The sequence below is a fragment of the Cryobacterium arcticum genome, from assembly GCF_003185895.1.
GTDB classification, from domain to species: domain Bacteria; phylum Actinomycetota; class Actinomycetes; order Actinomycetales; family Microbacteriaceae; genus Cryobacterium; species Cryobacterium arcticum.
On the sequence record NZ_QHLY01000007.1, the window covers coordinates 33,869 to 57,310 of the forward strand.

A 23,442-nucleotide genomic window follows, 5' to 3' on the forward strand; every position below is an offset into this window, starting at 1 on the left:
CGCACCCCACTCGACCCCCGACAGTCACACCCAAGGACAACGAATGCTCTGGAAATTGCTCGTGCGCTACCTACGCCCGCATTGGCGGCTGTTGGTCGGTGTCGTCATCTTCCAATTGGCGCAGTCGATCGCGTCTCTCTACCTGCCCGCACTGAACGCAGACATCATCGATGAGGGCGTGGCCACGGGGGATACGGGCTACATCCTCCGCGTCGGCGGGGTGATGCTGCTGATCACCCTCGGCCAGATCATCTGCGCCATCATCGCGGTTTACTTCGGTGCGAAGGTGGCCATGGCCGTCGGTCGCGACCTGCGCGGCGCCGTGTTCACCCGGGTGGGCGAATTCTCTGAGCAGGAGGTCAGCAAGTTCGGTGCGCCGTCGTTGATCACCCGCTCCACCAACGATGTGCAACAGGTGCAGATGCTCGTGCTCACCACCTGCACGCTGCTGGTGAGCGCACCCATCCTCTGCATCGGTGGGGTGATCATGGCGATGCGGCAGGACCTCGAACTGTCCTGGCTGATCGCCGTGAGCGTGCCGGTGCTGCTCGTAGCCGTCGGCCTCATCATCGTGCGTATGGTGCCGCTGTTCCGGGTGATGCAGGCCCGCATCGACACCGTCAACCGGGTGCTGCGTGAACAGCTCACCGGCATCCGGGTGGTGCGCGCGTTCGTGCGCGAAGACGTCGAAACCCGCCGGTTCGCCAAGGCGAACGCCGAGGTCACCGACACCGCCCTGCAGGCCGGCAACCTGATGGCGTTGATGTTCCCCGTCGTGATGCTGGTGCTGAATGTCTCCAGCGTCGCCGTGATCTGGTTCGGCGCGTTCCGCATCGAAGACGGCTCGATGCAGGTGGGAACCCTGATCGCCTTCCTCAGCTACCTGATGCAGATCCTGATGGCCGTGATGATGGCCACCTTCATGGCCGTCATGATCCCGCGCGCCACAGTTTCGGCCGACCGCATCGGCGAGGTGCTCGACACCGCGTCGAGTGTGCGCCCGCCGCTGAACCCCGTGACCGCGACCATCGGGCACGGCGAGCTCGAATTACGCGGAGTGGGCTTCGCCTACCCCGGGGCGGAGCAGCCCGTGCTCAGCGATATCAGCTTCGTCGCCAGGCCCGGTTTCACCACCGCGATCATCGGCAGCACCGGCTCGGGCAAGACCACCTTGGTCAACCTGCTGCCGCGCCTGTTCGACGCCACCAGCGGCACCGTGCTCTTCGACGGCGTCGACGTGCGCGAGATCAGCCCCGACCTGCTCTGGGGGCACATCGGGCTGGTGCCGCAGAAGCCCTACCTGTTCTCCGGCACGGTGCGCAGCAATCTGCAATACGGCAAACCGGATGCGACGGAGGAGGAGATCTGGCAGGCGCTGGACACCGCCCAGGCCCGGGACTTCGTGGAGCGGCTCGAGGGCGGGCTCGACGCCCCGATCGCCCAGGGCGGCACCAACGTGTCCGGCGGCCAGCGGCAGCGGTTGGCCATCGCCAGGGCGCTGGTGAAGCGGCCGGAGCTCTACATCTTCGACGACTCGTTCTCGGCCCTCGACCTCGCCACGGATGCCCGCCTGCGGGCGGCGCTGGCCGAGGACGTCGCGGACGCGACCATGATCATCGTCGCCCAGCGGGTGTCGACCATCGTTGATGCCGACCAGATCCTCGTCGTCGAAGACGGCCGGATCGTGGCCAGCGGCTCTCATGAGGAACTGCTGGCGACGTCGACGACCTATCAGGAAATTGCGGCATCCCAGCTGGCAGCGGAGGCCACCAAGTGAGCGACACCACCGAAGAAACCCCGGACGACAAGGTCCGGGCCCGGCCTCCCCGCGGCGGCGGCCCGTTCGGCGGCATGAACATGCCGGCCGAGAAGGCCATGAACTTCGGACCGAGCGCCAAGCGGCTGATCGGCAAGCTGCGCCCGGAACGCATCTGGCTCATGCTCGTGCTGGTTCTCGCCGTGATCAGCGTCACCTTCTCGGTGATCGGCCCGCGCCTGCTCGGCGAGGGCACCAACCTGATCTTCTCCGGCATCGTGTCGAAGACCCTGCCCGCCGGGCTCAGCCAGGCCGACGTGATTGCCGGGCTCGAGGCATCCGGCGACACGACCAAGGCCGACATGCTTCGGGCCATGACCCTGACACCGGGCCAGGGCATCGACTTCGCCGCCCTGTCTAGCGTGCTGTTCTGGGTGCTGGCGCTCTACATCTTCGCCTCGGTGTTCAGCTGGCTGCAGGCCCTGGTGCTCAACGCGGTCGTGCAGCGCACCATGTTTCGGTTGCGCGAAGAGATCGAAGCCAAGATCAACCGGCTGCCGCTGGGCTACTTCGACACCGTCAAGCGCGGCGAACTGCTCAGCCGGGTGACCAACGACGTCGACAACATCTCGCAGAGCCTCCAGCAATCGCTCAGCCAGGTGGTCACGTCACTGCTCACCGTGATCGGCGTGATCGTGATGATGCTCCTGCTGTCGCCACTGCTCGCGGTGATCGCACTCGTCACCGTGCCGCTCACCCTGGTGACCACGGTGCTGATCGCCAAGCGTTCGCAGAAGCTGTTCGTCTCCCAGTGGGCACACACCGGTGAGCTGAACGGCCAAATCGAAGAGACCTTCTCCGGGCACGCCCTGGTCAAGGTCTTCGGCCGGCAGAAGGAGGTCGACGAGCGCTTCGCTGCCAAGAACGACGAACTCTTCCAGGCCAGCTTCGGGGCCCAGTTCATCAGCGGCATGATCATGCCGGCGATGACCTTCATCGGCAACCTGGTCTATGTGGCCATCGCCGTCGTCGGCGGGCTGCAGGTGGCCTCCGGGGCGATGCAGCTCGGTGACGTGCAGGCGTTCATCCAGTACTCCCGGCAGTTCACCCAGCCGCTGGCCCAGCTGGGCTCGATGGCCAACCTGCTGCAGTCCGGTGTGGCCAGCGCCGAGCGGGTCTTCGAACTGCTGGATGCCGACGAGCAGACCCCGGATGCCGACCCGGCCGAGACCCCCGCCGAGACCCGCGGGCGGTTGGTGTTCGAGAAGGTGTCGTTCAGCTACAGCGCCGACAAGCCGTTGATCGAGAACCTGAGCATGGTGGCCGAACCCGGCCAGACCGTGGCGATCGTCGGCCCGACGGGTGCGGGCAAGACCACACTGGTGAACCTGATGATGCGCTTCTACGAGCTCGACAGCGGCCGGATCACCCTGGACGGCGTGGACATCGCAGAGATCACCCGCAACGACCTGCGCGGCCGGATGGGCATGGTGCTGCAGGACACCTGGCTGTTCGGCGGAACCATCCGTGACAACATCGCCTACGGCCGCCCGGATGCCACCGAGGAGCAGATCCTCGAGGCGGCGAAGGCCACCTACGTTGACAGGTTCGTGCACTCGCTGCCCGACGGCTACGACACCGTGCTCGACGACGAAGGCGGCAACGTGAGCGCCGGCGAGAAGCAGCTGCTCACCATCGCCAGGGCGTTCCTGGCCCGGCCGAGCGTACTGATCCTCGACGAGGCCACCAGCTCGGTGGACACCCGCACCGAGGTGCTCGTCCAACACGCCATGAGCGCGCTGCGGGCCGATCGTACGAGCTTCGTGATCGCGCACCGGCTGTCGACGATCCGGGACGCCGACCTGATCCTGGTGATGGAGGCCGGCCGGATCGTGGAGCAGGGCAACCACGAGCAGCTGCTGCTGGCGGACGGCGCCTACCGTGCCCTCTACGACAGCCAGTTCGCGGCGGCCATCGAGTAGCCCCAGGCTCGCGGGAGGGGGAGGGGTGGGTTACTTGGACGGCCAGACGGGAAGCACGGCGCGGCCGGCGGTGGAGTTGAAGACCACGGCGAACGAGCCGTACCAGGCCAACAGGGCCGTGAGGATGCCGAACCAGCCACCGAGCTGGTGGATGGCGGTGATGCCGGTGTACGCACCGATGGCAAGGAAGAGGAACGTGATCGTGAGGGCGACGAAGACGGCGAAGATCGAGCCGTTGGTCTTCTTGGCTGCCACGGTCATGTAGAGCGTGAAGATCGTCCAGGCCAGCAGGAAGGTGCCCATGCCGGCGGCTCCGGCCTCGACGTTGCCGCCGGTGCTCTCGAGGTACCAGAACGACAACCAGAACGCGCCGAACGAGGTGAACGCCGTGGCGCCGAACGTGTTGCGGTTGTAGAACTCCCAGAGGCCCGCGAGCACCTGGGCGATTCCACCGTAGAACAGGGCGAGGCCGAGCACCGCGGCGCTGGAGGGCACGATGCCGGTGTTCGACATGCTGAGCACGAAAGTGGTGAGCGCGAATGCGGCCAGGCCGAGGGAGCCGGGGTCGGCGAGGGCGCCGTGGGACGGAGCTGCTGCAACGGGTGCTGACGCGGTTGGGGCTGAAGCCGCGGGGGCTTGCGGAATAGTCGTATTAATCTGGTTCATTTGTTCTGAGATTATCAGCCGCGCAGGGCGGCCCTCGGGCCGAACGGCCCGGGTACCGGTGGGGATTCGGCCGCTGTGCACAGGCCGCCGGCCGATCGGGTTCTGCACAGGCGCCCGCCAGTCCGGTCGTCGCGGTCTCCCACGGCGCAGGGTGATCCCCATGCAGAAGACAATCGTGAAGACCCCGACTCCCCAGGACTTTCTCGCCCTCGTGCCCCAACTGGTGGGTTTCCTGCCCCAACAGAGCCTGGTGCTGGTCGCATTCCGCGGCAATCATACCTGCGGCGCCCTGCGCTTCAACCTGCCCCGCGACGGGGCCGGGGCGGCGGAGCTGCGCCGCATCGCCGGGACTCTGCTCGGCACCCTGTGCAAGATCCCCGGCGTGGACGCCCTCGTTCCGGTGGTCTATACCGAACAGGAGATCGGCGATGAGCAGGCCGGAGCCGCGACCGATCTCCCGCAGGGCGCATTCCTGCGGGCCATCCAGGCCCGGGCGGGGGAGTCCGGGTTCCTGGTGCGGGACGCGCTCTGCGTGGCGGCGGACGGCTGGGCCAGCTACCTCGACCTCGACCCCGGCCCGGGCCGGGGTCGACCGGGTCGGGCGCCCGATGGTGCGGCCAGGCGGGCGGTGCGGCATCCGCTCAGCGACATCGCCGCGTCGAGCGTTGCCGAGGACATCCCGGCGGGGTCCCGCCGCCAGATCGCGACGCTGCAGACCGGCGCAGAGCTGCCCAAGGTGGACCTGGCCACCCGGGAGCGGTGCGCGCGGCGGCTGGCGCGGTACCAGCGCCTCGGCCCCGACCTGGGGCCGATTCCGGAACTGATCGAGATGGTCGGCGACATGCTCGACCCCGTCGGCACCGCCGAAACCGTGCTCGGCCTGAACCCCGCCGAGCTCAGCATCAACGAGGTCGCCGCGCTGCTCTTCCTGATGCAGGGGCCGGCTACCCGCGACCAGATGATGCTGCAATTCGCCTTCGGCGAAGAAGAGGGCCGTCGCAGTCACGACCTCAACCGGCACTACGCCAGACGGCAACGGGAAACCGGGCTCGACATGGACGCACTGGTGGAGGCGGACATGGCCGCCGGGCGCGCCTGGGAGCAGACCACGCCCACCACTGGTGACCTGATGCTCGGCCTGAGCCCCCAGCGGCCGGATCCCGAGCGCGTGCTGCGCGGCATCCGGCTGCTCAAACTGCTCGTGGCCATGGCGCCACGGGCGGCCCGGCCGGCACCGCTGTGCATGCTGGCGTGGTTGAGCTGGACGCTCGGCCAGGGCTCCGTCGCCGGCATCTACATCGACACCGCGCTCGACATCGACCCGGAATACGGCATGGCGCTGCTGTTGCTGCAGGTCCTGGGCAGCGGGCACCTGCCAGAGTGGGCATTCGAGGTGCCCGTTGACGAGGCGGCGACTGACTAGACGGCTGCGACTGGTCTGCAGCGAGCAGACGGCTACAGGTGCTTGGGCGCCTCCGACAACACACCGTGCAGGATGTCGCCGATCTCCCGGATCTCCGCCGGTCCGATGGTCAGCGGCGGGGCCAGCTGCACCACGGGGTCGCCACGGTCATCCGCCCGGCAGTACAGGCCGGCCTCGAACAGTGCGCCGGACAGGTAGCCGCGCAACAGGCGCTCGGACTCGGCGTCGTTGAAGGTCTCCTTGGTGGCCTTGTCCTTGACCAGTTCGATACCGAAGAAATAGCCCTCTCCGCGCACGTCGCCCACAATCGGCAGGTCGAGCAGCTTCTCCAGCTCGGCCCGGAAGACGGGGGAGTTCTCCCGTACGTTCTCGTTCAGCTTCTCCTCCTCGAAAATGTCGAGGTTGGCCAGCGCCACCGCCGCCGAGACCGGATGGCCGCCGAAGGTATAGCCGTGGTAGAACGCCGTGTCGCCGTGTTTGAACGGCTCGTAGATGCGGTCACTCACGATGGTGGCCCCGATCGGCGAGTACCCGCTGGTCATGCCCTTGGCGCAGGTGATCATGTCGGGTTCGATGCCGAACGTGGTCGAGGCGAACATGTTGCCGATGCGGCCGAACGCGGTGATGACCTCGTCGGCCACCAGCAGAACGTCGTACTTGTCGCAGATCTCCCGCACCCGCTTGAAGTAGCCGGGCGGCGGCGGGAAGCAGCCGCCGGAGTTCTGCACCGGCTCCAGGAACACGGCGGCCACGGTTTCCGGGCCCTCGAATTGGATCATCTCCTCGATCCGGTTCGCCGCCCACAGGCCGAAAGCCTCGACGTCGTCGCCGTGGCCGGAGCCCATCTCGTCTGCGCGATAGAAGTTGGTGTTCGGCACCCGGAATCCACCGGGGGTGACCGGCTCGAACATCTCCTTGAGCGCGGGGATGCCCGTGATGGCCAGCGCGCCCTGGGTGGTGCCGTGGTACGCGACCGAGCGGGAGATGACCTTGTGCTTGGTCGGCCGGCCCTGCAGCCGCCAGTAGTACTTGGCCAGCTTGAACGCCGTCTCGACGGCCTCGCCGCCGCCGGTGGAGAAGAACACCCGGTTCAGGTCGCCGGGGGCGTGCTCGGCCAGCCTGTCGGCGAGTTCGATCGCACTCGGGTGGGCATAGGACCAGAGCGGGAAGAACGCCAGTTCCTCGGCCTGCTTCGCCGCGGCCTGCGCGAGCCGGGTGCGGCCGTGCCCGGCATTCACGACGAACAACCCACTCAGGCCATCGATGTAGCGCTTGCCGGTGGAGTCCCAGATGTGGTGGCCCTGCCCCTTGGTGATGATGGGAACGCCGGCCCCAGACTCCATCACCGACTGTCGGGCGAAGTGCATCCAGAGGTGATCTTTCGCCTTCTGCTGCAGGTCGGCGTTCTCGGCGTCGGTGTAGACGCGAGGTGTGCTGGTCTGTTCGGTCGTAGTCATCGTGAGTTACCGTGTTCCCCAGTTGTACAGCTGTTTGTGGAGCTTGAGATAGACGAAGGTCTCGGTCGACGAGACCCCCTCAAGGTTGCGGATCTGTGAGTTGAGCAGGGCGATCAGTTCGTCGTCGTTCTCGCAGACCACCTCGGCGAGGATGTCGAACGAGCCGGCCGTGAGCACGACGTAGTCGACGGCCGGTATCGCCGCGAGCTGGTCGGCGAGCACCCGGGTGTCGCCGGTGGCACGGATGCCGATCATCGCCTGACGGTAGAAACCCAGCTGCATCGGGTCGGTGACCGCGACGACCTGCATGACACCGGCCTCGGTGAGCTTCTGCACCCGTTGCCGCACCGCTGCCTCTGAGAGCCCAACGGCCTTGCCGATCTCCGCGTAGGAGCGCCGACCGTCGACCTGCAGTTGCTCGATGATCTTCTTGGACACCTCATCCAGTTGCGCCGATTTGCCTGCGCTGCCGCGTCCGTTACTGCTCATCACCCGATTGTGGCAGCGAAGGTGCCAAGCGGCAAGCGAATCAGTCGTGAAACAAGAGTTTCACAACGGATTCCCACGGTGCATCCCTAGATTGTGCAGAGGGCTGGCAGCTAGGCTGGCGCCCATGAGCGCGCTACGCAACTTCATCAACGGCGAACACGTCGAGTCCACCGCCGAGTCCACCATCGATCTCATCGACCCGGCCACCGAGCAGAGTTACGGCACCAGCCCGGTGTCGAACGCCGCCGACGTCGACACCGCCTACCGCGCGGCGGCGGCGGCCTTCGAGGGCTGGGGAGAGTCGACGCCGGCCGAACGTCAACTCGCACTGTTCCGCATCGCCGACGCCATCGAAGCTCGCGCCGAGGAATTCGCCGACGCCGAGTCCCAGGACACCGGCAAGCCGCGCGGCACCCTCGTCGACGATGAGATCCTGGTCTCGGTCGACCAGATCCGGTTCTTCGCCGGAGCCGCCCGGGTGCTCGAGGGCCGAAGCGGTGGCGAGTATATGAAGGACCACACCTCGTTCATCCGTCGCGAGCCGATAGGCGTCGTCGGCCAGGTGACGCCGTGGAACTACCCGCTGAACATGGCGGTCTGGAAGTTCGCACCGGCGCTCGCCGCGGGCAACACCACCGTGCTGAAACCCTCCGACACCACCCCGAGCGCCACCCTGTTGCTCGCCGAAGTGGCCGCGGAATTCCTGCCGCCGGGCGTGCTGAACGTGGTGATGGGCGACCGGAGCACCGGGGCCGCGATGATCGACCACGCCACCCCGCAGCTGGTGTCGATCACCGGGTCGGTGCGGGCCGGCATGGAGGTCGCCAAGGCCGCTGCCACCGACCTCAAGCGAGTGCACCTCGAACTCGGTGGCAAGGCCCCCGTGATCGTCTTCGACGATGCCGACATCGCCCAGGCCGTGGAGGGCATCAGCGCCGCCGGTTTCTTCAACGCCGGCCAGGACTGCACCGCTGCCACCCGGGTACTCGTGCAGGAGGGCATCCACGATGAGTTCGTGGCGGCGCTGGCCGCGCACGCCGCCCAGAACGCCCGCACGGGCGCACCCGCGGACGAGGGCATCCTGTTCGGCCCGGTGAACAACAAGCAGCAGCTGGCCCAGGTGACCGGGTTCATCGACCGGTTGCCCGACCACGCCGTGGTCGAACTGGGCGGCCACCGCCAGGGCAGCACCGGCTACTTTCATGAGGCCACCGTGGTGAGCGGCCTGCGGCAGGCCGACGAGGCCGTGCAGCGCGAGATCTTCGGCCCGGTGATCACCGTGCAGCGTTTCAGCGACGAATCCCAGGCGCTGGCCTGGGCCAACGACGTGCAGTACGGGTTGGCGTCGTCGGTATGGACCACCAACCACGGCCGCGCCATGCGGATGGCCAAGCGGCTCGATTTCGGCTGCGTCTGGATCAACACCCACATTCCGATCGTCGCGGAAATGCCGCACGGCGGTTTCAAGCACTCCGGCTATGGGAAGGACCTGTCGATGTACGGGTTCGAGGACTACACCAGGATCAAGCACGTGATGAGCTACATCGGCTGAGGTTTTTCCGGACCGGCTTCCCGACGGGTCTAGCATCGAAGAAACGAGAAGGAGCCGGATGCAGCTGGGACGGATCGGGTGCGACACAGCGCCGGGGGAGATCGCGGAGTGGTCCTTCGTCATCGGCCGCGGCTTTCTGGCCGTCGTGCCCGTCGGCACAGGTACGCCCGTCATCGCCGCCCTGCACGCGCTTGCCGCCGAGCCTGTCGTCGAGATCGAGACGCTCGTCGCCCTGATCCCGCTGGGCGGCGCTGACGATGTGCATTCCTTCGCGGTCATCGTTCCCGGCAGCACGGTCGTGGCCACCGGCACCGACCCGGCACCGCACGACGGGATCCCGGTGCATGCCGTGGTGCGCGGAGCCATCGCCGTCGACGTCTTCTCCATCGGCGGGTCGCGCCGGTTCACCGACCGCAACATCCGGCCGTGGCTCCTGGCCGAATTCCAGGCCGTGACCGGGCTCATGATCGGGTCGCCGCTGGCCAGCGTTCCCCGCGCCGACCGGCTGGGCTCCGGTCGCCTGCTCGGCACCGGGATCGACACCGGAGACACCCTGTACTGGTCTGTTGCGGGGCAGAGCACAGAAGACACAGTCCTTCGGCCGCGCCGGATCGTTGACGACACCGTGATGCTGGACCGCCAACCGCACCGCACCGGGGCCGCGGAGATGGTGGCCACAGCCGTCATCGAACCGCTCGACGATCCCGTCGTCGTGGCCGGCGCTGTCTCGCTCCCCGAACCGGTCGACGAATTCGTCGATGAAACAGTCCGGCTGTCGGCTGGAGATGCCGGGCGGTGCGGCTTCCGCCTGGCCACCGGCGAGGACCTCACCCTCGACAGGGTCTACCGGATCGGCCGCAGTCCGCGCCCCCGGCGCATCCCCGAGGGCGAGACGCTCGAACTTCTCACCGTGGCATCGCCGAGCGCGATAGTCTCGGCCAACCACCTCGAGATTCGCCAGGATGGCGACGCCGTCGTGCTCACGGATCTCGGCTCGACCAACGGAACCCTGGTGCGTTTTGCCCTCGGTCGCACCCAAAGGCTCCGCTCCGGCGCCTCACTGACGGTGTTGCCCGGTACAACTGTGGACATCGGGGACGGTAACCTGATCGAGATACTGCCAGCGGGCTGACCGTCGCTCGCTGCCTGCCGCGTTTGCTTTCGGAAGGCACCACCCGTGACCCAATTAGGTCAAGGCTCACCCAGCCACACGATCGCGCTCCCCTCGGTGAAGAAATCCGTCACCCTGGCCTGGGCCGCGCTCACCGACACCGGCCACCGCCGCGAAGTCAATGAAGACAGCCTGGTGACCACTTCGCCCATCTTCGCTGTCGCGGACGGCATGGGCGGCCACTCTGCCGGCGATGTCGCCAGCAAGGCCGTCGTCACCAGACTCGCCGAGATCGCCGAGCTGACCGCCGCCGAGGGCGCAGAGGGCGTGACCACCGCCGAAACCATCAACCGTGCCTTGTCCCTGGCCGTTGACGACATGAAGGCCGGAGAAGGCGTCACCGATCTCGGCACCGGCACCACCGTCACCGGTGTCGCCCTGGCCGTCGTGTCCGGGGGCCCCCAGCTCATTGCCTACAACATCGGTGATTCCCGGGTCTACCAGCTCACCGGCGGTGTGCTCGAGCAGGTCACGATCGACCACTCCGTGGTACAGGAACTCGTGGACGCCGGACGCATCACCCGGGAAGAAGCCGATGTGCACCCGCACGGCAACGTGATCACCCGGGCCGTCGGCTTCCACGAGCCGCCGGTGCCCGACTACCGCATCCTGCCGATCACGCCCGGCTTGCGGGTGCTGGTGTGCTCTGACGGACTCACCAAGGAACTCACCGCGTACGGCATCCGGCATTTCCTGATGTCCAACCCGCGAGCCGAGGACGCCGTGTCGGCCCTCGTCACCGCCGCGCTCGACAACGGCGGCCGCGACAACGTGACCGCCATCGTTCTCGACGTGCTGAGCGTCGACGACCTGGGCGACGCGGCCGACGTCGCTGCCTCGGCCTGAACCAACCCAGACATAGAATCGGGTGGGGTCGGCGTAACCCGTGACGGTGCCCCCACACCGCAACAACCAGGCAGAGCGCTGAACCCCGGCAGGCCCGACCCAGGCTGTCGGGTCGGCGCGACCCGCACCGAGCAGAGACGACACGGGAGGCGACATGGCTGCACGACTGCCATCACCGCCCCCGGCGCTGCCGGGGTTCTCCTACCTGCGGCCGCTCGGCTCCGGCGGTTTCGCCGACGTGTTCCTCTACGAACAGAACCTGCCGCGCCGCCAGGTGGCCGTGAAGGTGCTGCTGGCCGAAATGGTCACGGATCCGGTGCGCCGGCTGTTCCAGGCCGAGGCCAACCTGATGGCCCAGCTGAGCTCGCACCCGTCGGTGCTCACGGTGTACCAAGCCGGGGTGTCCGCCGATGGTCGCCCCTATCTGGTGATGGAGTACTGCTCCGATTCCCTGGACGCGCGCTACCGCTCCGGCAGGCTGCCGGTGTCCGAGCTGCTGCGCATCGGCGTGACGATCGCCAGCGCCGTGGAGACCGCGCATCGGCAGGGGGTGCTGCACCGGGACATCAAACCGTCGAACATCCTGATGACCGCGTACGGGCATCCTGTGCTCGCCGACTTCGGTATCGCCGCGACGCTCGGTGAGGTGGAGGAGAGCGACCAGGTGGGGCTGTCGATTCCCTGGTCTGCACCCGAAATCCTGCTCGACGAATCCGCCGGGTCTGTGGCCGCAGAGGTCTGGGCCCTCGGCGCGACCCTGTATACGCTGCTCGCCGGCCGGTCACCGTTCGAGCTGCCCGGTGACGTCAACGCCCCGGCCCAGTTGATCGCCCGGATCGGAAAATCGGCCCTGCCGGCCGTCGGTCGGCCCGATGTGCCCGCCCGCCTCGAACTGGTGCTGGAACGGGCGATGTCCAAACGGCCGGAGCGCCGCCAGGGCAGTGCGCTGGAACTGATCCGGGAGCTGCAGGCCGTCGAAGCCGAACTCGGCCTCGCCCAGACCCCGGTCGAACTGGCCACGGCGGAATGGGAAGCCCAGGCCGTCGGCGACGCCGCCGACCAGACCCGGATCACCGGGCTGGTCACGGTGGATGCCCAACCGGCCCGGCGGCAACGCCGGCCGGCGGCCGCGGGCGCCAGGGCCCGCCCGGGCGCGACCGGCCCGGCCCCGCGGGCGAATAGACCCGGCCGCACCCGCCGTCGCACCGGGGGAGCCCTCCTGGCCTGCGGCCTGCTCCTGGTCGGCGTGGCGGTGGGCGCCCTGCTGGTGGGACCGATACTCGGCTCGTCGTCCACGACCCCGGCGGAGCGCGCCCTGCCGCGGGTGAGTGACGTGTCGGGTCGCGCCGAATCGGGTACCGTCGTGTTCAGCTGGACCGACCCGGGGATCGCCGCCGGAGACAACTACGTGGTCACCCCGCACGGTGGCGCGAGCAGCATGCAGCGCGAGACCGAGTTCACGGTGCAGACCGGCGCGGACGGCGATGCCCCGGTGTGCATCACCGTGAGCGTCAACCGGGACGGCCGCACCGGCGTCGCCAGCACCGAGAAATGTGTCGACCCGGCCCCGGGCACCCCATGATCCGCCGGTTCCTGGCCTCCCATCGCTCGGCCGTCGTGTCGATCACGAGCGGCACCCTGGTCACCATTCTCGTCGTCACCCTCGCCGTGGTCTCCGGCGGCTACACCGCCCAGAAAGTGGACCTCGGCGACGCCGCCGTCTGGGTGGCCAGCGAAACCCGGCAGCTGGTCGGCCGGGTGAACACCCAGCTCAGCGAGCTCAACACGATCGTGCCGGTGGACTCCGGCACCGCGACGCTCGTGCAGGACGGCGCCACCGTGCTCGTGGTCGACAGCGGCACCCTGGACATCCTCGACCCCGCTACGGCGGCCCTCACCGACAGCGTCGCCCTACCGCCCGACGCCGCGGAGGTGAGCCTGGCCGGCGACCTCACCACGATCGCCGCCGACGGAGACCTCTGGACGACACCGACCAGCGCCCTGGCCGACTTCGACAGCAGCACGGACCCCGCCCTCGCTCTGGGCTCAGGCACCCTGTTCAGCGTCGAGGCCGGCGGGACCATTTTCGCCTTCACTCCGGCCACCCAGACCCTCAGCCGAGTCGACTCCGCTACCTCCGACGCCGTGGCCGAGAGCACCGACATCGAGGCGGGCGACCCCGACGACGCCTACCAACTCAGCCAGGTGAACGGCAGCTGGGCGGTGCTCAACGTCACCAGCGGCATCCTGCACCTGCCCGGCGGCGCCGTCGACCTTTCGGCCGACCTCGCCGCCGACGCCCAGCCCCGGCTGCAGGCGCCGGCCGCCACGGGCGACAGGGTGCTGATCGCCCACAGCTCCGGCCTGATCGCCGTGCCGGTCACAGGTGGCGCCGCCACCGAACTCCTGGCGGGTGTCGCCCCGGCCGGCGCCCCGGCGATACCCACCACGACCGGCCTGTGCAGTTATGCCGCCTGGGCGGACGGCACCAGCTGGCAGGCCTGCGGCATCGGCTCGCCGGCGGGCAGCACGGCCGCCCTCGCCGGACTCGCCGGGGACGCCAGGCTCGAATTCCGGCAGAACGGCAGCCGGCTGCTGCTGAACGACGCCCGCAACGGAACCACCTGGAACGTGCAAAAGGACAACCGGGCGATCGACAACTGGGACGACCTCATCGACCCGGTCTCCGACGAGCAGCAGGTGACGGAAGCCACCGCCGACACCCCGCCCGTCTACGACGACACCCAGGCGCCGCCCGTCGCCGTCGACGATGAATTCGGCGCCAGGCCCGGCCGTGCCGTGATCCTGCCGGTGCTGCTGAACGACTACGACCCGAACAATGACGTGCTGGTCATCGACAGCGTCACGCAGCCGGCCGCCGGCCAGGGCCGAGTCGACCTCGTCGCCGCCAACCAGCAGCTGCAGCTCACCCTTCCCGGCGACGCCGCCGGCACCGTCACCGTCGACTACTCGATCAGCGACGGCCGCGGCGGTACCGCGACAGCGCGGGTCACCGTGGCCGTGCGCACCGCGGAGGAGAACTCGGCGCCGGCGCAAGTGCGGCAGACCCGGGCCACCGTCGCCGCGGGAGGCAGGGTCGACAGCCAGGTGCTCGGCGACTGGGTCGACCCGGACGGGGACCCGATCTACCTCACAGCCGCCACCGCGGTGGCGCCGGATGCCGTCACCTCCACGCCGGCCGGCAGCGTGCACTTCACCGACTCCGGCGACGGCGCAGCCGAGAAACAGGTGGGCCTCGTCGTCTCCGACGGCACCCTGACCGGCACGGGCACGCTCGCCATCGACGTGCGACCGGCCGGCTCCGTGCCCATCGTCGCCGACGGCTTCGCCGTGCAGGCCACTGCGGGCAGCGACATCACGGTGTCGCCGCTCGACCACGCCAGGGGCGGCTCCGGCCCGCTCCGCTTGGGCGCGGTTCCCGCTCCACCCCAGGTCACCATCACGACGGATGCGGCCGCCGGCACGTTCCGCTTCGTCAGCGACGCCGTCGGCGTGCACTACCTCGACTACACGGTCACCGACGGTGTCAGCACCGTGACCGGCGTGATCCGGGTGGACGTGGCCCCGGCCACAGACAGTCCCGGCCGGCCCATCACCGTGCCGCACACGGTCTTCCTCCGCGCCCAGCAGGCCACCGTCGTCGACGTTCTCGCCACCGACATCGACCCGGCCGGGGGAGTGCTGCTGGTCACCGGCAGTCGGAACGTGCCCGCCGACCTCACGGTGGAGGTGCTCGACCAGCACCTGCTGCGCGTCACCCTCGCCCGGCCACTCGAGTCCGGCTCGAGCAGCTTCGACTACACGGTCAGCAACGGCCTGGCAGAGGCCACCGGCACCGTCACCGTGATCGAGATCCCGGCCACCACCACCCGGCAGCCGCCCGTCGCGTCACCGGACACGGTGTCGGTGCGCATCGGCGACGCCATCGACATCCCGGTGCTGGCCAACGACGTGCACCCGGATGGTGACACCCTCACCCTCGATCCCACGCTCGCCACCGCCCTGCCGGAGGGCGCAGGGCTGCTGTTCGCCTCCGGCCGGGTGCTGCGCTACCTCGCCCCTGCCAGCCCCGGAAACTTCACCGCGGTGTACCGGGTGAACGCGCCTGACGGCCAGTTCGCCAACGCCGAGGTGCACATCTCGGTGCGCGAAGCCGACCCGGCCACCAACAACCCGCCCCAACCCCTCACGGTGACCGCCAGGGTACTGGCCGGCGACACCGTGCGCATCCCGATCCCGCGCACCGGCATCGACCCGGACGGTGACTCCGTGCAACTGCTCGGCCAGGAAACCAACCCGCAGAAAGGCGCCGTCACAGCCGTCGACGCCGACTCGCTCAGCTACCGGGCCGGCGACTACTCCGCCGGCACCGACACCTTCACCTACGCCGTCATCGACGCCCTCGGCGCCCGCGCCGTCGGAACCGTGCGGGTGGGCATCAGCGCACGCCCGGACGGCGCACGCAACCCCGTCGCCCTGCCCGACGAGGTGACGGCGCGGCCGGGATCGCGGGTGGCTGTGCGGGTGCTCGGCAACGACTCCGACCCCGACGGCGGCACCCTCACCCTCACCGCCGTCGAGAGCGCGGCCGGCACGACCGGCACCGCGCTGGCCGCCGCCGCCGCCATCGACGGTGACCTCATCGTCGTCACCATCGGTGACGTGTCCGGCCGGTACGGTTTCGTCTACGAGATCCGCAACGAGCGCGGCGGCACCAGCTCGGCGTTCCTCACCGTCGCCGTGTCGACGGATGCGCCCCTGGCCCACCCCGAAGCGTCCGACACCCGGCTGGCCCTGTCCGCCGTCCTCGGCCGGGACACCGTCGACGTCGATGTTCTCGCCCGGGTGTTCTTCGCCGAGGGGCCCGCCAGTTCCCTCACCCTCGCGGTGCTGCCCGGCACCGGACCGGCCGGCTCCGCGACCGTGACCGCCGACAAACGCATCCGGGTCACCGTGACCGCGTCGAGCCAGATCATCCCGTTCAGCGTCAGCCATCCGGACGACCCCGGCATCGTCTCGTACGCCTTCATCTGGGTGCCGGGAACCGACGATGCGCTGCCACAGCTGCGCGCCGGCGCCCCGAAGCTCACCGTGCCCAGCGAAGCCACGCTCAGCATCGATATCAACGACTACGTTGTGGCCGTCGGGGGCAAGAGCGTGCAGCTGACCGACCGGAACACCGTGCGCGCCACCCACGCCAACGACGCCCCGCTCAGTACCGGAGCGGGCACGCTCTCGTTCACCAGTGCGGACCAGTATTTCGGGCCCGCCTCCATCTCGTTCGAGGTGACGGACGGCGCCAGCCCCACCGGCCCGGCCGGCCGCACCGCCACGATTGTGCTCCCGATCGACGTCACTCCGCGCGAGAACCAACCACCGGCCTTCGACGGGGCGCTGATCGACTTCGAACCCGACCAGACCCGGGTGATCGACCTGTCCCTGCTCACCGCCTACCCGTACCCCGACGATCGGGACGAGCTGGCCTACACGGTGCTCGACCCGCAGCCCACCGGATTCGACTACACTCTGGCCGGCAGCCTCCTCACCGTGCACGCCCATGAGGGCACGGCCAAGGGCAGCACCAGTGCGGTCACCATCGGCGTGCGGGACGACCTCAGCGCCGGCAAGGCCGGCCGGATCGACCTGCGCGTGGTGGCGTCCAGCCGGCCGTTGGCCATCCCGGCCACGGATGCCGCCATCGCGCCCCGGGGGCGCAGCACCGTCATCGACGTACTCGCCAACGACGGCGCTACCAACCCGTTCCCCGCCGTGCCCTTGCGCGTCGTCGCCGTGCGCGGCCTCGACTCGGCCGCCCTGCCGGCCGGGCTGACGATCACCCCCAGCGCCGACAACAGCCGGCTCACCGTGCAGGTGGCCGCCGAGGCCGCACCCACCGACACCACCCTGCAGTACCAGGTCGCCGACGCCACCGATGATCCGGACCGCTACACCTGGGGAACCGTGCGGATCTCGGTACAGGACGTGCCCGACCCGGTCACCGCCCTGACCGTCACCGGTTTCGCCGACCGCGCGATCACCGTGGCCTTCAACCCCGGCGCCGCCAACAATTCGCCGCTGACCGGTTATCAGGTCACCACCATCGATGCGGCATCCGGGCGGGCGCTCAGCAGCACCGGCTGCGCCTCCACCACCTGCACCCTGGCGACCCCCGGCAACGGCCAGGCCAACGCAGTGCGCGTCGCCGTGACCGCGCAGAACGCCGTCGGCGCCTCCGAGAGCACCACCCTGGCCGCAACGGCGTGGTCAGATGTCATCCCAGCCGCTCCGACCGGCTTGACCGCCGCGCCCCGAGACGGCGGGCTGACGCTGCGTTGGAAGACCGTGCCGGCGTCGGGCCGCGGCACCGACATCCGCGGCTACCAGGTCAGTGTCGCCGGCGTCGCCCAGCCGGAGGTCAGCGCCACCGGGCCCAACTGCGACGAGGAGAGCTGCAGCCTGAAGGTGGACGGACTGGAGAACGGCTCCACCGTGGCCTTCACCGTGAGCGCCCGGAACGACGCCTACCCGGCGTTGTCGAGCTGGAACACCGCCACCGCCAGCGGGCAGCCGTACGGCCCGGCGGTGGCCGGCGGCATCACGGCGACGGCCACGGATGCCAGTGGCGCCGTGACCGTGGCGTGGGATGGTTTCGCCGACCGCGGCGACGCCATCGGCGGCTACTACGTGCAACGCATCAGCGGAAACACCGTGCCCACCGGTGCGCAGGCCTGCTCAGTGTCCGGCCCGGCACCGGGCACCCTCACCGCACCCAGGACCGGCGGCGTCGTGCTCGACCAACAGGGCGTGCCGGCCGGCACCCGGAGCGCCGTGTTCGACGGCCTGCTCGCCGACGACGGCACCTACTCGTTCGTGGTCTGGGGCTACAACCGGGCCGGCTGCGCTGCGACGGCCGTCGCCACCGTGCTGGTGCGCCCGGCGCCCGGTGCCGTCACCGAGGTGACCGGGGCGATGGAACAGCGCGGTGATACCTGGGACTACCACCTCACCGCGGTACAGCCATCGGCCGGGATCGACCACTACAACCTGCGCGCCCCCGGCAGCGGAACCGTGCAGGCCTTCACCGACAGCGCCTGGCCCCGTGACCTGCTCGGCCAGCCGTTTGGTCGCCCGGTCGCATTCCAACTGCAGGCCTGCACCGTGTGGGGCTCGTGCGGACCGTGGTCGGAGACGACCACCGCGCCCGAAGCATCCGTGACCTTCACGGTGACCGGGCTCGACTACGACAGTGCGGCCGGACGGTTCGCCTGGACCGATGGCCCCGCCAACGGTGCCCTGACGGCGAGCTTCGCCTGCCGCATCGACGGGTCTGCCGCCCTGCCGACCCCCGCCGACAGCGCCACCACCTGCACCCTGCCCGGCCCGCCCGGCTCTGGAACCGGCGAGCGCACCGTGCTGCTCACCGTGACCGTGGCCGGTCACAGCTTCGACTACTCCCGCCCGATCCCGACGAAAGCGATCACGCCATGACCCACACCCCCGATCGTGTGCACCCTGGCCAGCCGGATGCGTTGCGTGCGCCCGAGCTGATGACCGGCGAGGAAGCCGCCCAGTTCCAGGCCCTGTTCGACCGCCTGGTCCGGGGGGTCGAAGAGGTGGTGCTGGGCAAGCAGCACGTGATCCGGCTGGCCTTCACCGCCCTGTTCAGCGAGGGACACCTGTTGCTCGAGGACGTGCCTGGCACCGGAAAGACCTCACTGGCCCGCGCCATCGCCCAGAGCGTGCGCGGCACCAGTAACCGGGTGCAGTTCACGCCGGACCTGCTGCCGGGCGACATCACCGGGGTGAGCATCTACGACCAGCGCGGCGGCACGTTCGAATTCCACCGCGGGCCGGTGTTCGCCAACATCGTGCTCGCCGACGAGATCAACCGGGCCAGCCCGAAGACCCAGTCGGCGCTGCTCGAGGTGATGGAGGAGGGCCAGGTCACCGCCGACGGGGTGACCCACCAGGTGACCGGGCCGTTCATGGTCATCGCCACCCAGAACCCGATCGAGCAGGCCGGCACCTACCGGTTGCCAGAGGCCCAACTGGACAGGTTCCTGATGAAGGCCTCGATCGGCTACCCGGACCACGCCGCCACCGTGCGCATCCTCGAGGGCGCCGCCCGGCGGGCGCACGACGTGCGCGTCGCACCGGTGCTGTCGGCCGAGTCGGTAGTGGAGGTGGCCGCGCTGGCCCGCACGGTGTTCGTGGACCCGACCATCAACGACTACGTGGCCAGGCTGGTGGACGCCACCCGCACCAGCCCTGAGGTTCGCCTGGGCGCGAGCGTGCGCGGCGCCCTGGCCCTCATCCGCACCGCCAAGACCTACGCCGCCTCGCAGGGCAGGCACTACGTGACCCCCGACGACGTCAAGGCCCTCGCCGAACCCGTGCTCGCGCATCGGTTGCTGCTCGACCCCGAAGCCGAGTTCGACGGGGTCAGCCCGTCCAGAGTGATCGGGCGCATCCTGGTCGAGACGGTGCCGCCCCGCAGCGGGGAGGACTCGCGGGCGGATGCTCTCTAGACTGCAGGGGCCCCGGGCGGTGACGCCGCTCGGCTGGACCGTCGCCGCGGCCGCGGTGGCGGCCCTGGCGGCGGGCTACGGCCTGGGCTGGGCCGAACTGGTGGTGGTCGGCTGGGCCGCGACTGTGCTCACCCTCGTTGCCCTGGCGCACCTGCTCGGCCGGAGCGCGCACGATGTGCGCCTGAGCGTGCCGGTAAGCCGGGTCGTGGCGGGGGAGCGGGTGCCGGGCCAGGTGGATGTGCGGAACCCGACCGGTCGGCGGCTGGCCGCCGTCACGGTGCAGGTTCCGGTGGGCGCCGGGCTGGTCGAGTTCCCCATTCGGAGCCTGGCTGCCGGCGCGGAGGTCGGTGACGTCTTCGTGGTGCCCGCGGTGCGGCGCGGCATCATCCCGATCGGGCCCGTGCACACCGTGCGAGCCGACCCGGTGGGGCTCGTGCGGCACGAGACCGTGCTCGCCCAGCGGATCGACCTATTCGTGCACCCGCGCACCATCGCCATCCCAAGCATGAGCCAGGGCTTCGTGCGCGACCTCGAAGGCGCCCCCACCCGTGACCTCACCGCGAGCGACGTGGCCTTCCACGCGCTGCGCGAATACCAGCCGGGTGACGACCGGCGCAGTATCCACTGGAAGAGCACGGCGAAAACCGGCCGGTTCATGGTGCGCCAGTACGAGCAGACCCGGCGCAGCCACCTGCTCGTGGCATTGAGCCTCGCCCCGGCCGACTTCGCCGACGATGACGAATTCGAACTCGCCGTGAGCGTGGCCGGGTCGCTGGGCATCCGGGCGATCCGGGACGCCCGCACCCTGTCCATCCTGGTCAGTTCCGGTTCGCTCACCGTGATCACCCCCACCCGGTTGCTCGACGACCTCAGCCGCATCGACCTGGCCGCCGGTGCCGCCGACCTGCACGCGCTGGCCCGTCAGGCCGCCTCGTCGATGAACGGACTGTCCGTGGCGTTCCTGGTCTGCGGCTCTGCGACACCGCTGGCCGTGCTGCGGGCCGCTGCAGCGGCGTTCCCGGTCGGGGTGGAGGCCGTCGCCGTGCTCTGCGAGCCCGGCGCCCAACCGGGGTTCCGCCGGGCCGGCGGCCTGAGCGTTCTCACCATCGGCTATCTCGACGACCTGCAGCACAGCCTCGCCCGCGGGGTGGCCGCGTGAGCGCACCAGTGGGAGCCTCGCGCCGGCTGCGGCCGGGCAACACCCTCGTCAGCACCGTGCTGCTGCTCACCGCGACGGCCGTCGCCGCGACCGCGCTGTGGCCTGTCTACCAGAGCGCCGCGTTCGTGGTGCTGGTCGTCGTCGCCGCCGTGCTCGGCGCCGGCGTCGCGGTCGCCGGCGCGCTCTGGCGCTGGCCGGCCTGGCTGGTCGGCTCGGTGGCCGTGGTGGTCTACCTGGTCGTCGGGGTGCCGCTTGCCGTGCCGGGGCAGGCGGCCTTCGGGGTGCTGCCGAGCCTGGCCGGACTGGCCGAGCTGGTGCCGGCCACCTGGTTGAGCTGGAAACAGCTGGTGACGATCGTGCTGCCCGTCGGGTCGTACCAGGCCCTGCTCGTGCCGGCGCTGATCCTGGTGCTGCTGACGAGTGTGACCGGGCTCTCCCTCGCCCTGCGCGCCCGCACCGCCGAGTTCGCCCTGCTGGCCCCGCTCGGCCTCTTCCTGGCCGGAATAGCGTTCGGTCCCGGCGCCCAGGACGACCTCGCACCGCTGGCCAGCGGTCTCGGTCTCGTCACCGTTCTGGTGCTCTGGCTGCTCTGGTCCAACCGGGAGCGGCGCCGCCAGAGGCTGCTGCCGGCGTCGACCGGCGTGTTGCCGGCAGTCGAGCGCCGGGTCGGCGCCGCCCGCTCTCTCCTTGCCGCGGCTACGGTGCTGGTGGTGGCAATCCTCGGCGGAGGCCTGGCCGCCGCCGCGCTCCCGGCGACGGCGCCCAGGGACGTGCTGCGCACCCGGGTGGTGGCGCCGTTCGACGCCCGCGCGTATCCCAGCCCGCTCAGCGCGTTCCGCAGCTACCTGCAGCCGGAGCTTGCCGATACCGTGCTGTTCGACGTGGCCGGACTGCCGGCCGGCGGGCGCATCCGCCTGGCCAGCCTGGACGAGTACGACGGGGTGGTGTACGCCGTCGGGGCGGCGGATACGGCCGGCACCGCTGACTCCGGCACCTTCTCCCGGCTGCCGTACCGCCTCGACCAGAGCGCGGTGCGCGGAGACGAGGTCAACCTCACCGTCACCATCGACGGGTATGCGGGCATCTGGGTGCCGGGGGCCGGCCAACTGCAGCAGATCGACTTCACGGGCCGTTCTGCTGCCGCGCTGCAGGAATCATTCGTCTACAACGATCTGGGCGGTACCGCTGCGGTGGTCTCCGGCCTGACCAGGGGCGACGGCTACACCAGTACCGCCGTGCTGCCGGCGGCTCCGACCGACCTCGCCGACGCCCAGCCTGGACCGGCCGTGCTGCCACCGGTGGAGGTGGTTCCGGACGGCCTCGACGACGCGTTGGCCGGGTTCTTGCGCCCCGGGCAGAGCCCCGGCGAACAGCTGCAGGCCATGCTCGACGGCCTGGCCACGACCGGATACGTCAGCCATGGTTCGGCCGGCGAACCGGTCAGCCGGTCCGGCCACGGCGCCGACCGCATCAGCGAGCTGCTCGACGACACCCCGATGCTCGGCGACGCGGAACAGTACGCGGTGACGGCGGCGCTGATGGCCAGGCAGCTGGGCTTCCCGGCTCGGGTCGTGCTGGGATTCGTTCCGGCCGACAGCAGCACGAACACCGCCGTGCCGGTGACCGGCGCGGAGGCGTCGGCCTGGATCGAAGTGCAGGTCAAGGACCGCGGTTGGGTGACGCTCGACCCCAACCCGCCGGTGCGCGATGTTCCCGAATTGCAACCGGACGACCCCACCTCGGTTGCCCGGCCGCAGACCGTGCTGCCGCCGACGGTGCCCGACACGGTCGACCAGGTCGACCCGACCCCGCCGGAGAGTACCACCGCCGACCCGCCGGCAACCGACGACCCCTTCTGGGCGGCCGTGCGGCTGGCCCTGGTCATCGCCGGGTGGACGCTGCTCGGGCTCGCGCTGCTGGTCTCGCCGTTCCTCGGAGTGCTACTCCTCAAATGGCGCCGTCGCCGCAACCGACGCCGTGCTCGCCGGCCGATCGACCGGATCCTCGGTGGCTGGCAGGAGTTCCAGGACAGCGTCACCGACTACGGCGTGGCCGTTCCAGCGCAGGCCACCAGACTCGAGCTCGCCACAGCCGTCGGTGGGGTGCGCGCGCACTGGCTGGCCACGGAGGTGGACCGCGCCGTGTTCGCGCCCGACGGTACCGCGGGAACCGACGCCGACGGCGTCTGGGTCGGCGTGCGGGAATTGCAGAACACGTTGCGCTCCAGCCATACCCGTCGAGACCGCCTACGCGCGGCAATCTCGGTGCGGTCGTTCGGTCGCTACGCTAAGAGAACGACCGGGCGGGGTCGACCGAGGCGCATGCTGGAGGGAGCGGGCGAGAGCACGAAGGGAACAGGATTGTGAACTGCCAGATCTGCGGCGCGCACCTG

General features: G+C 69.8%; 14 protein-coding genes. 11 read left to right on the forward strand and 3 right to left on the reverse strand.

What is annotated here, in order from left to right; all coding sequences use genetic code 11:
• Nucleotides 1-43 precede the first annotated feature (43 nt).
• Together CTB96_RS05825 and CTB96_RS05830 are read left to right on the forward strand one after the other, a co-directional pair.
• A complete protein-coding gene (locus CTB96_RS05825) occupies nucleotides 44-1,777 on the forward strand; it encodes an ABC transporter ATP-binding protein (protein WP_110125991.1) in 1,734 nt (577 codons plus the stop codon).
• A gap of 74 nt (nucleotides 1,778-1,851) precedes the next feature.
• On the forward strand, nucleotides 1,852-3,738 hold the full coding sequence (locus CTB96_RS05830; RefSeq protein ID WP_110126285.1) for an ABC transporter ATP-binding protein: 1,887 nt from the start codon (nucleotides 1,852-1,854) through the stop codon (nucleotides 3,736-3,738).
• Nucleotides 3,739-3,768: 30 nt separating this feature from the next.
• Here the strand turns inward: CTB96_RS05830 and CTB96_RS05835 are convergent, their stop codons facing one another.
• Complete coding sequence (locus CTB96_RS05835; RefSeq protein WP_110125992.1) at nucleotides 3,769-4,404, reverse strand: acetate uptake transporter; 636 nt, start codon at nucleotides 4,402-4,404, stop codon at nucleotides 3,769-3,771.
• Between the two features lie 160 nt (nucleotides 4,405-4,564).
• Between CTB96_RS05835 and CTB96_RS05840 the strand changes: the two genes are divergently transcribed.
• Entirely contained in the window at nucleotides 4,565-5,827 is a 1,263-nt protein-coding gene (locus CTB96_RS05840) for a DUF4192 family protein (protein ID WP_110125993.1), read from the forward strand.
• 32 nt (nucleotides 5,828-5,859) lie between these two features.
• Here the strand turns inward: CTB96_RS05840 and CTB96_RS05845 are convergent, their stop codons facing one another.
• Together CTB96_RS05845 and CTB96_RS05850 are read right to left on the reverse strand one after the other, a co-directional pair.
• Nucleotides 5,860-7,284, reverse strand: a complete 1,425-nt coding sequence (locus CTB96_RS05845) for an aspartate aminotransferase family protein (RefSeq protein WP_110125994.1) — start codon at nucleotides 7,282-7,284, stop codon at nucleotides 5,860-5,862.
• A gap of 6 nt (nucleotides 7,285-7,290) precedes the next feature.
• On the reverse strand, nucleotides 7,291-7,773 hold the full coding sequence (locus tag CTB96_RS05850) for an Lrp/AsnC family transcriptional regulator (RefSeq protein WP_110125995.1): 483 nt from the start codon (nucleotides 7,771-7,773) through the stop codon (nucleotides 7,291-7,293).
• Between the two features lie 124 nt (nucleotides 7,774-7,897).
• Here CTB96_RS05850 and CTB96_RS05855 point away from each other — a divergent pair, with 124 nt between their 5' ends.
• The 8 genes from CTB96_RS05855 to CTB96_RS05890 all read left to right on the forward strand — a co-directional run bounded on the left by CTB96_RS05855 (nucleotide 7,898) and on the right by CTB96_RS05890 (nucleotide 23,416).
• The gene (locus tag CTB96_RS05855) at nucleotides 7,898-9,325 is read left to right on the forward strand and encodes a gamma-aminobutyraldehyde dehydrogenase (protein WP_110125996.1); all 1,428 of its coding nucleotides are present in this window, start codon (nucleotides 7,898-7,900) and stop codon (nucleotides 9,323-9,325) included.
• A gap of 58 nt (nucleotides 9,326-9,383) precedes the next feature.
• Nucleotides 9,384-10,457 (forward strand): FHA domain-containing protein, encoded by a 1,074-nt coding sequence (locus CTB96_RS05860; RefSeq protein ID WP_110125997.1) that lies wholly within the window; start codon nucleotides 9,384-9,386, stop codon nucleotides 10,455-10,457.
• Nucleotides 10,458-10,502: 45 nt separating this feature from the next.
• On the forward strand, nucleotides 10,503-11,342 hold the full coding sequence (locus CTB96_RS05865; protein ID WP_110125998.1) for a PP2C family protein-serine/threonine phosphatase: 840 nt from the start codon (nucleotides 10,503-10,505) through the stop codon (nucleotides 11,340-11,342).
• 154 nt (nucleotides 11,343-11,496) lie between these two features.
• On the forward strand, nucleotides 11,497-12,924 hold the full coding sequence (locus CTB96_RS05870) for a serine/threonine-protein kinase (protein WP_110125999.1): 1,428 nt from the start codon (nucleotides 11,497-11,499) through the stop codon (nucleotides 12,922-12,924).
• Nucleotides 12,921-18,851 (forward strand): Ig-like domain-containing protein, encoded by a 5,931-nt coding sequence (locus tag CTB96_RS05875; protein WP_110126000.1) that lies wholly within the window; start codon nucleotides 12,921-12,923, stop codon nucleotides 18,849-18,851. Before CTB96_RS05870 ends, CTB96_RS05875 begins: the two co-directional genes overlap by 4 nt.
• A gap of 59 nt (nucleotides 18,852-18,910) precedes the next feature.
• A complete protein-coding gene (locus tag CTB96_RS05880) occupies nucleotides 18,911-19,891 on the forward strand; it encodes an AAA family ATPase (protein ID WP_110126286.1) in 981 nt (326 codons plus the stop codon).
• Complete coding sequence (locus CTB96_RS05885; protein ID WP_110126001.1) at nucleotides 19,881-21,050, forward strand: DUF58 domain-containing protein; 1,170 nt, start codon at nucleotides 19,881-19,883, stop codon at nucleotides 21,048-21,050. Before CTB96_RS05880 ends, CTB96_RS05885 begins: the two co-directional genes overlap by 11 nt.
• Nucleotides 21,047-23,416, forward strand: coding sequence for a transglutaminase family protein (locus CTB96_RS05890; protein WP_248283239.1), 2,370 nt, complete (start codon nucleotides 21,047-21,049; stop codon nucleotides 23,414-23,416). The genes CTB96_RS05885 and CTB96_RS05890 overlap by 4 nt, the downstream gene beginning before the upstream one ends.
• Nucleotides 23,417-23,442: the final 26 nt, after the last annotated feature.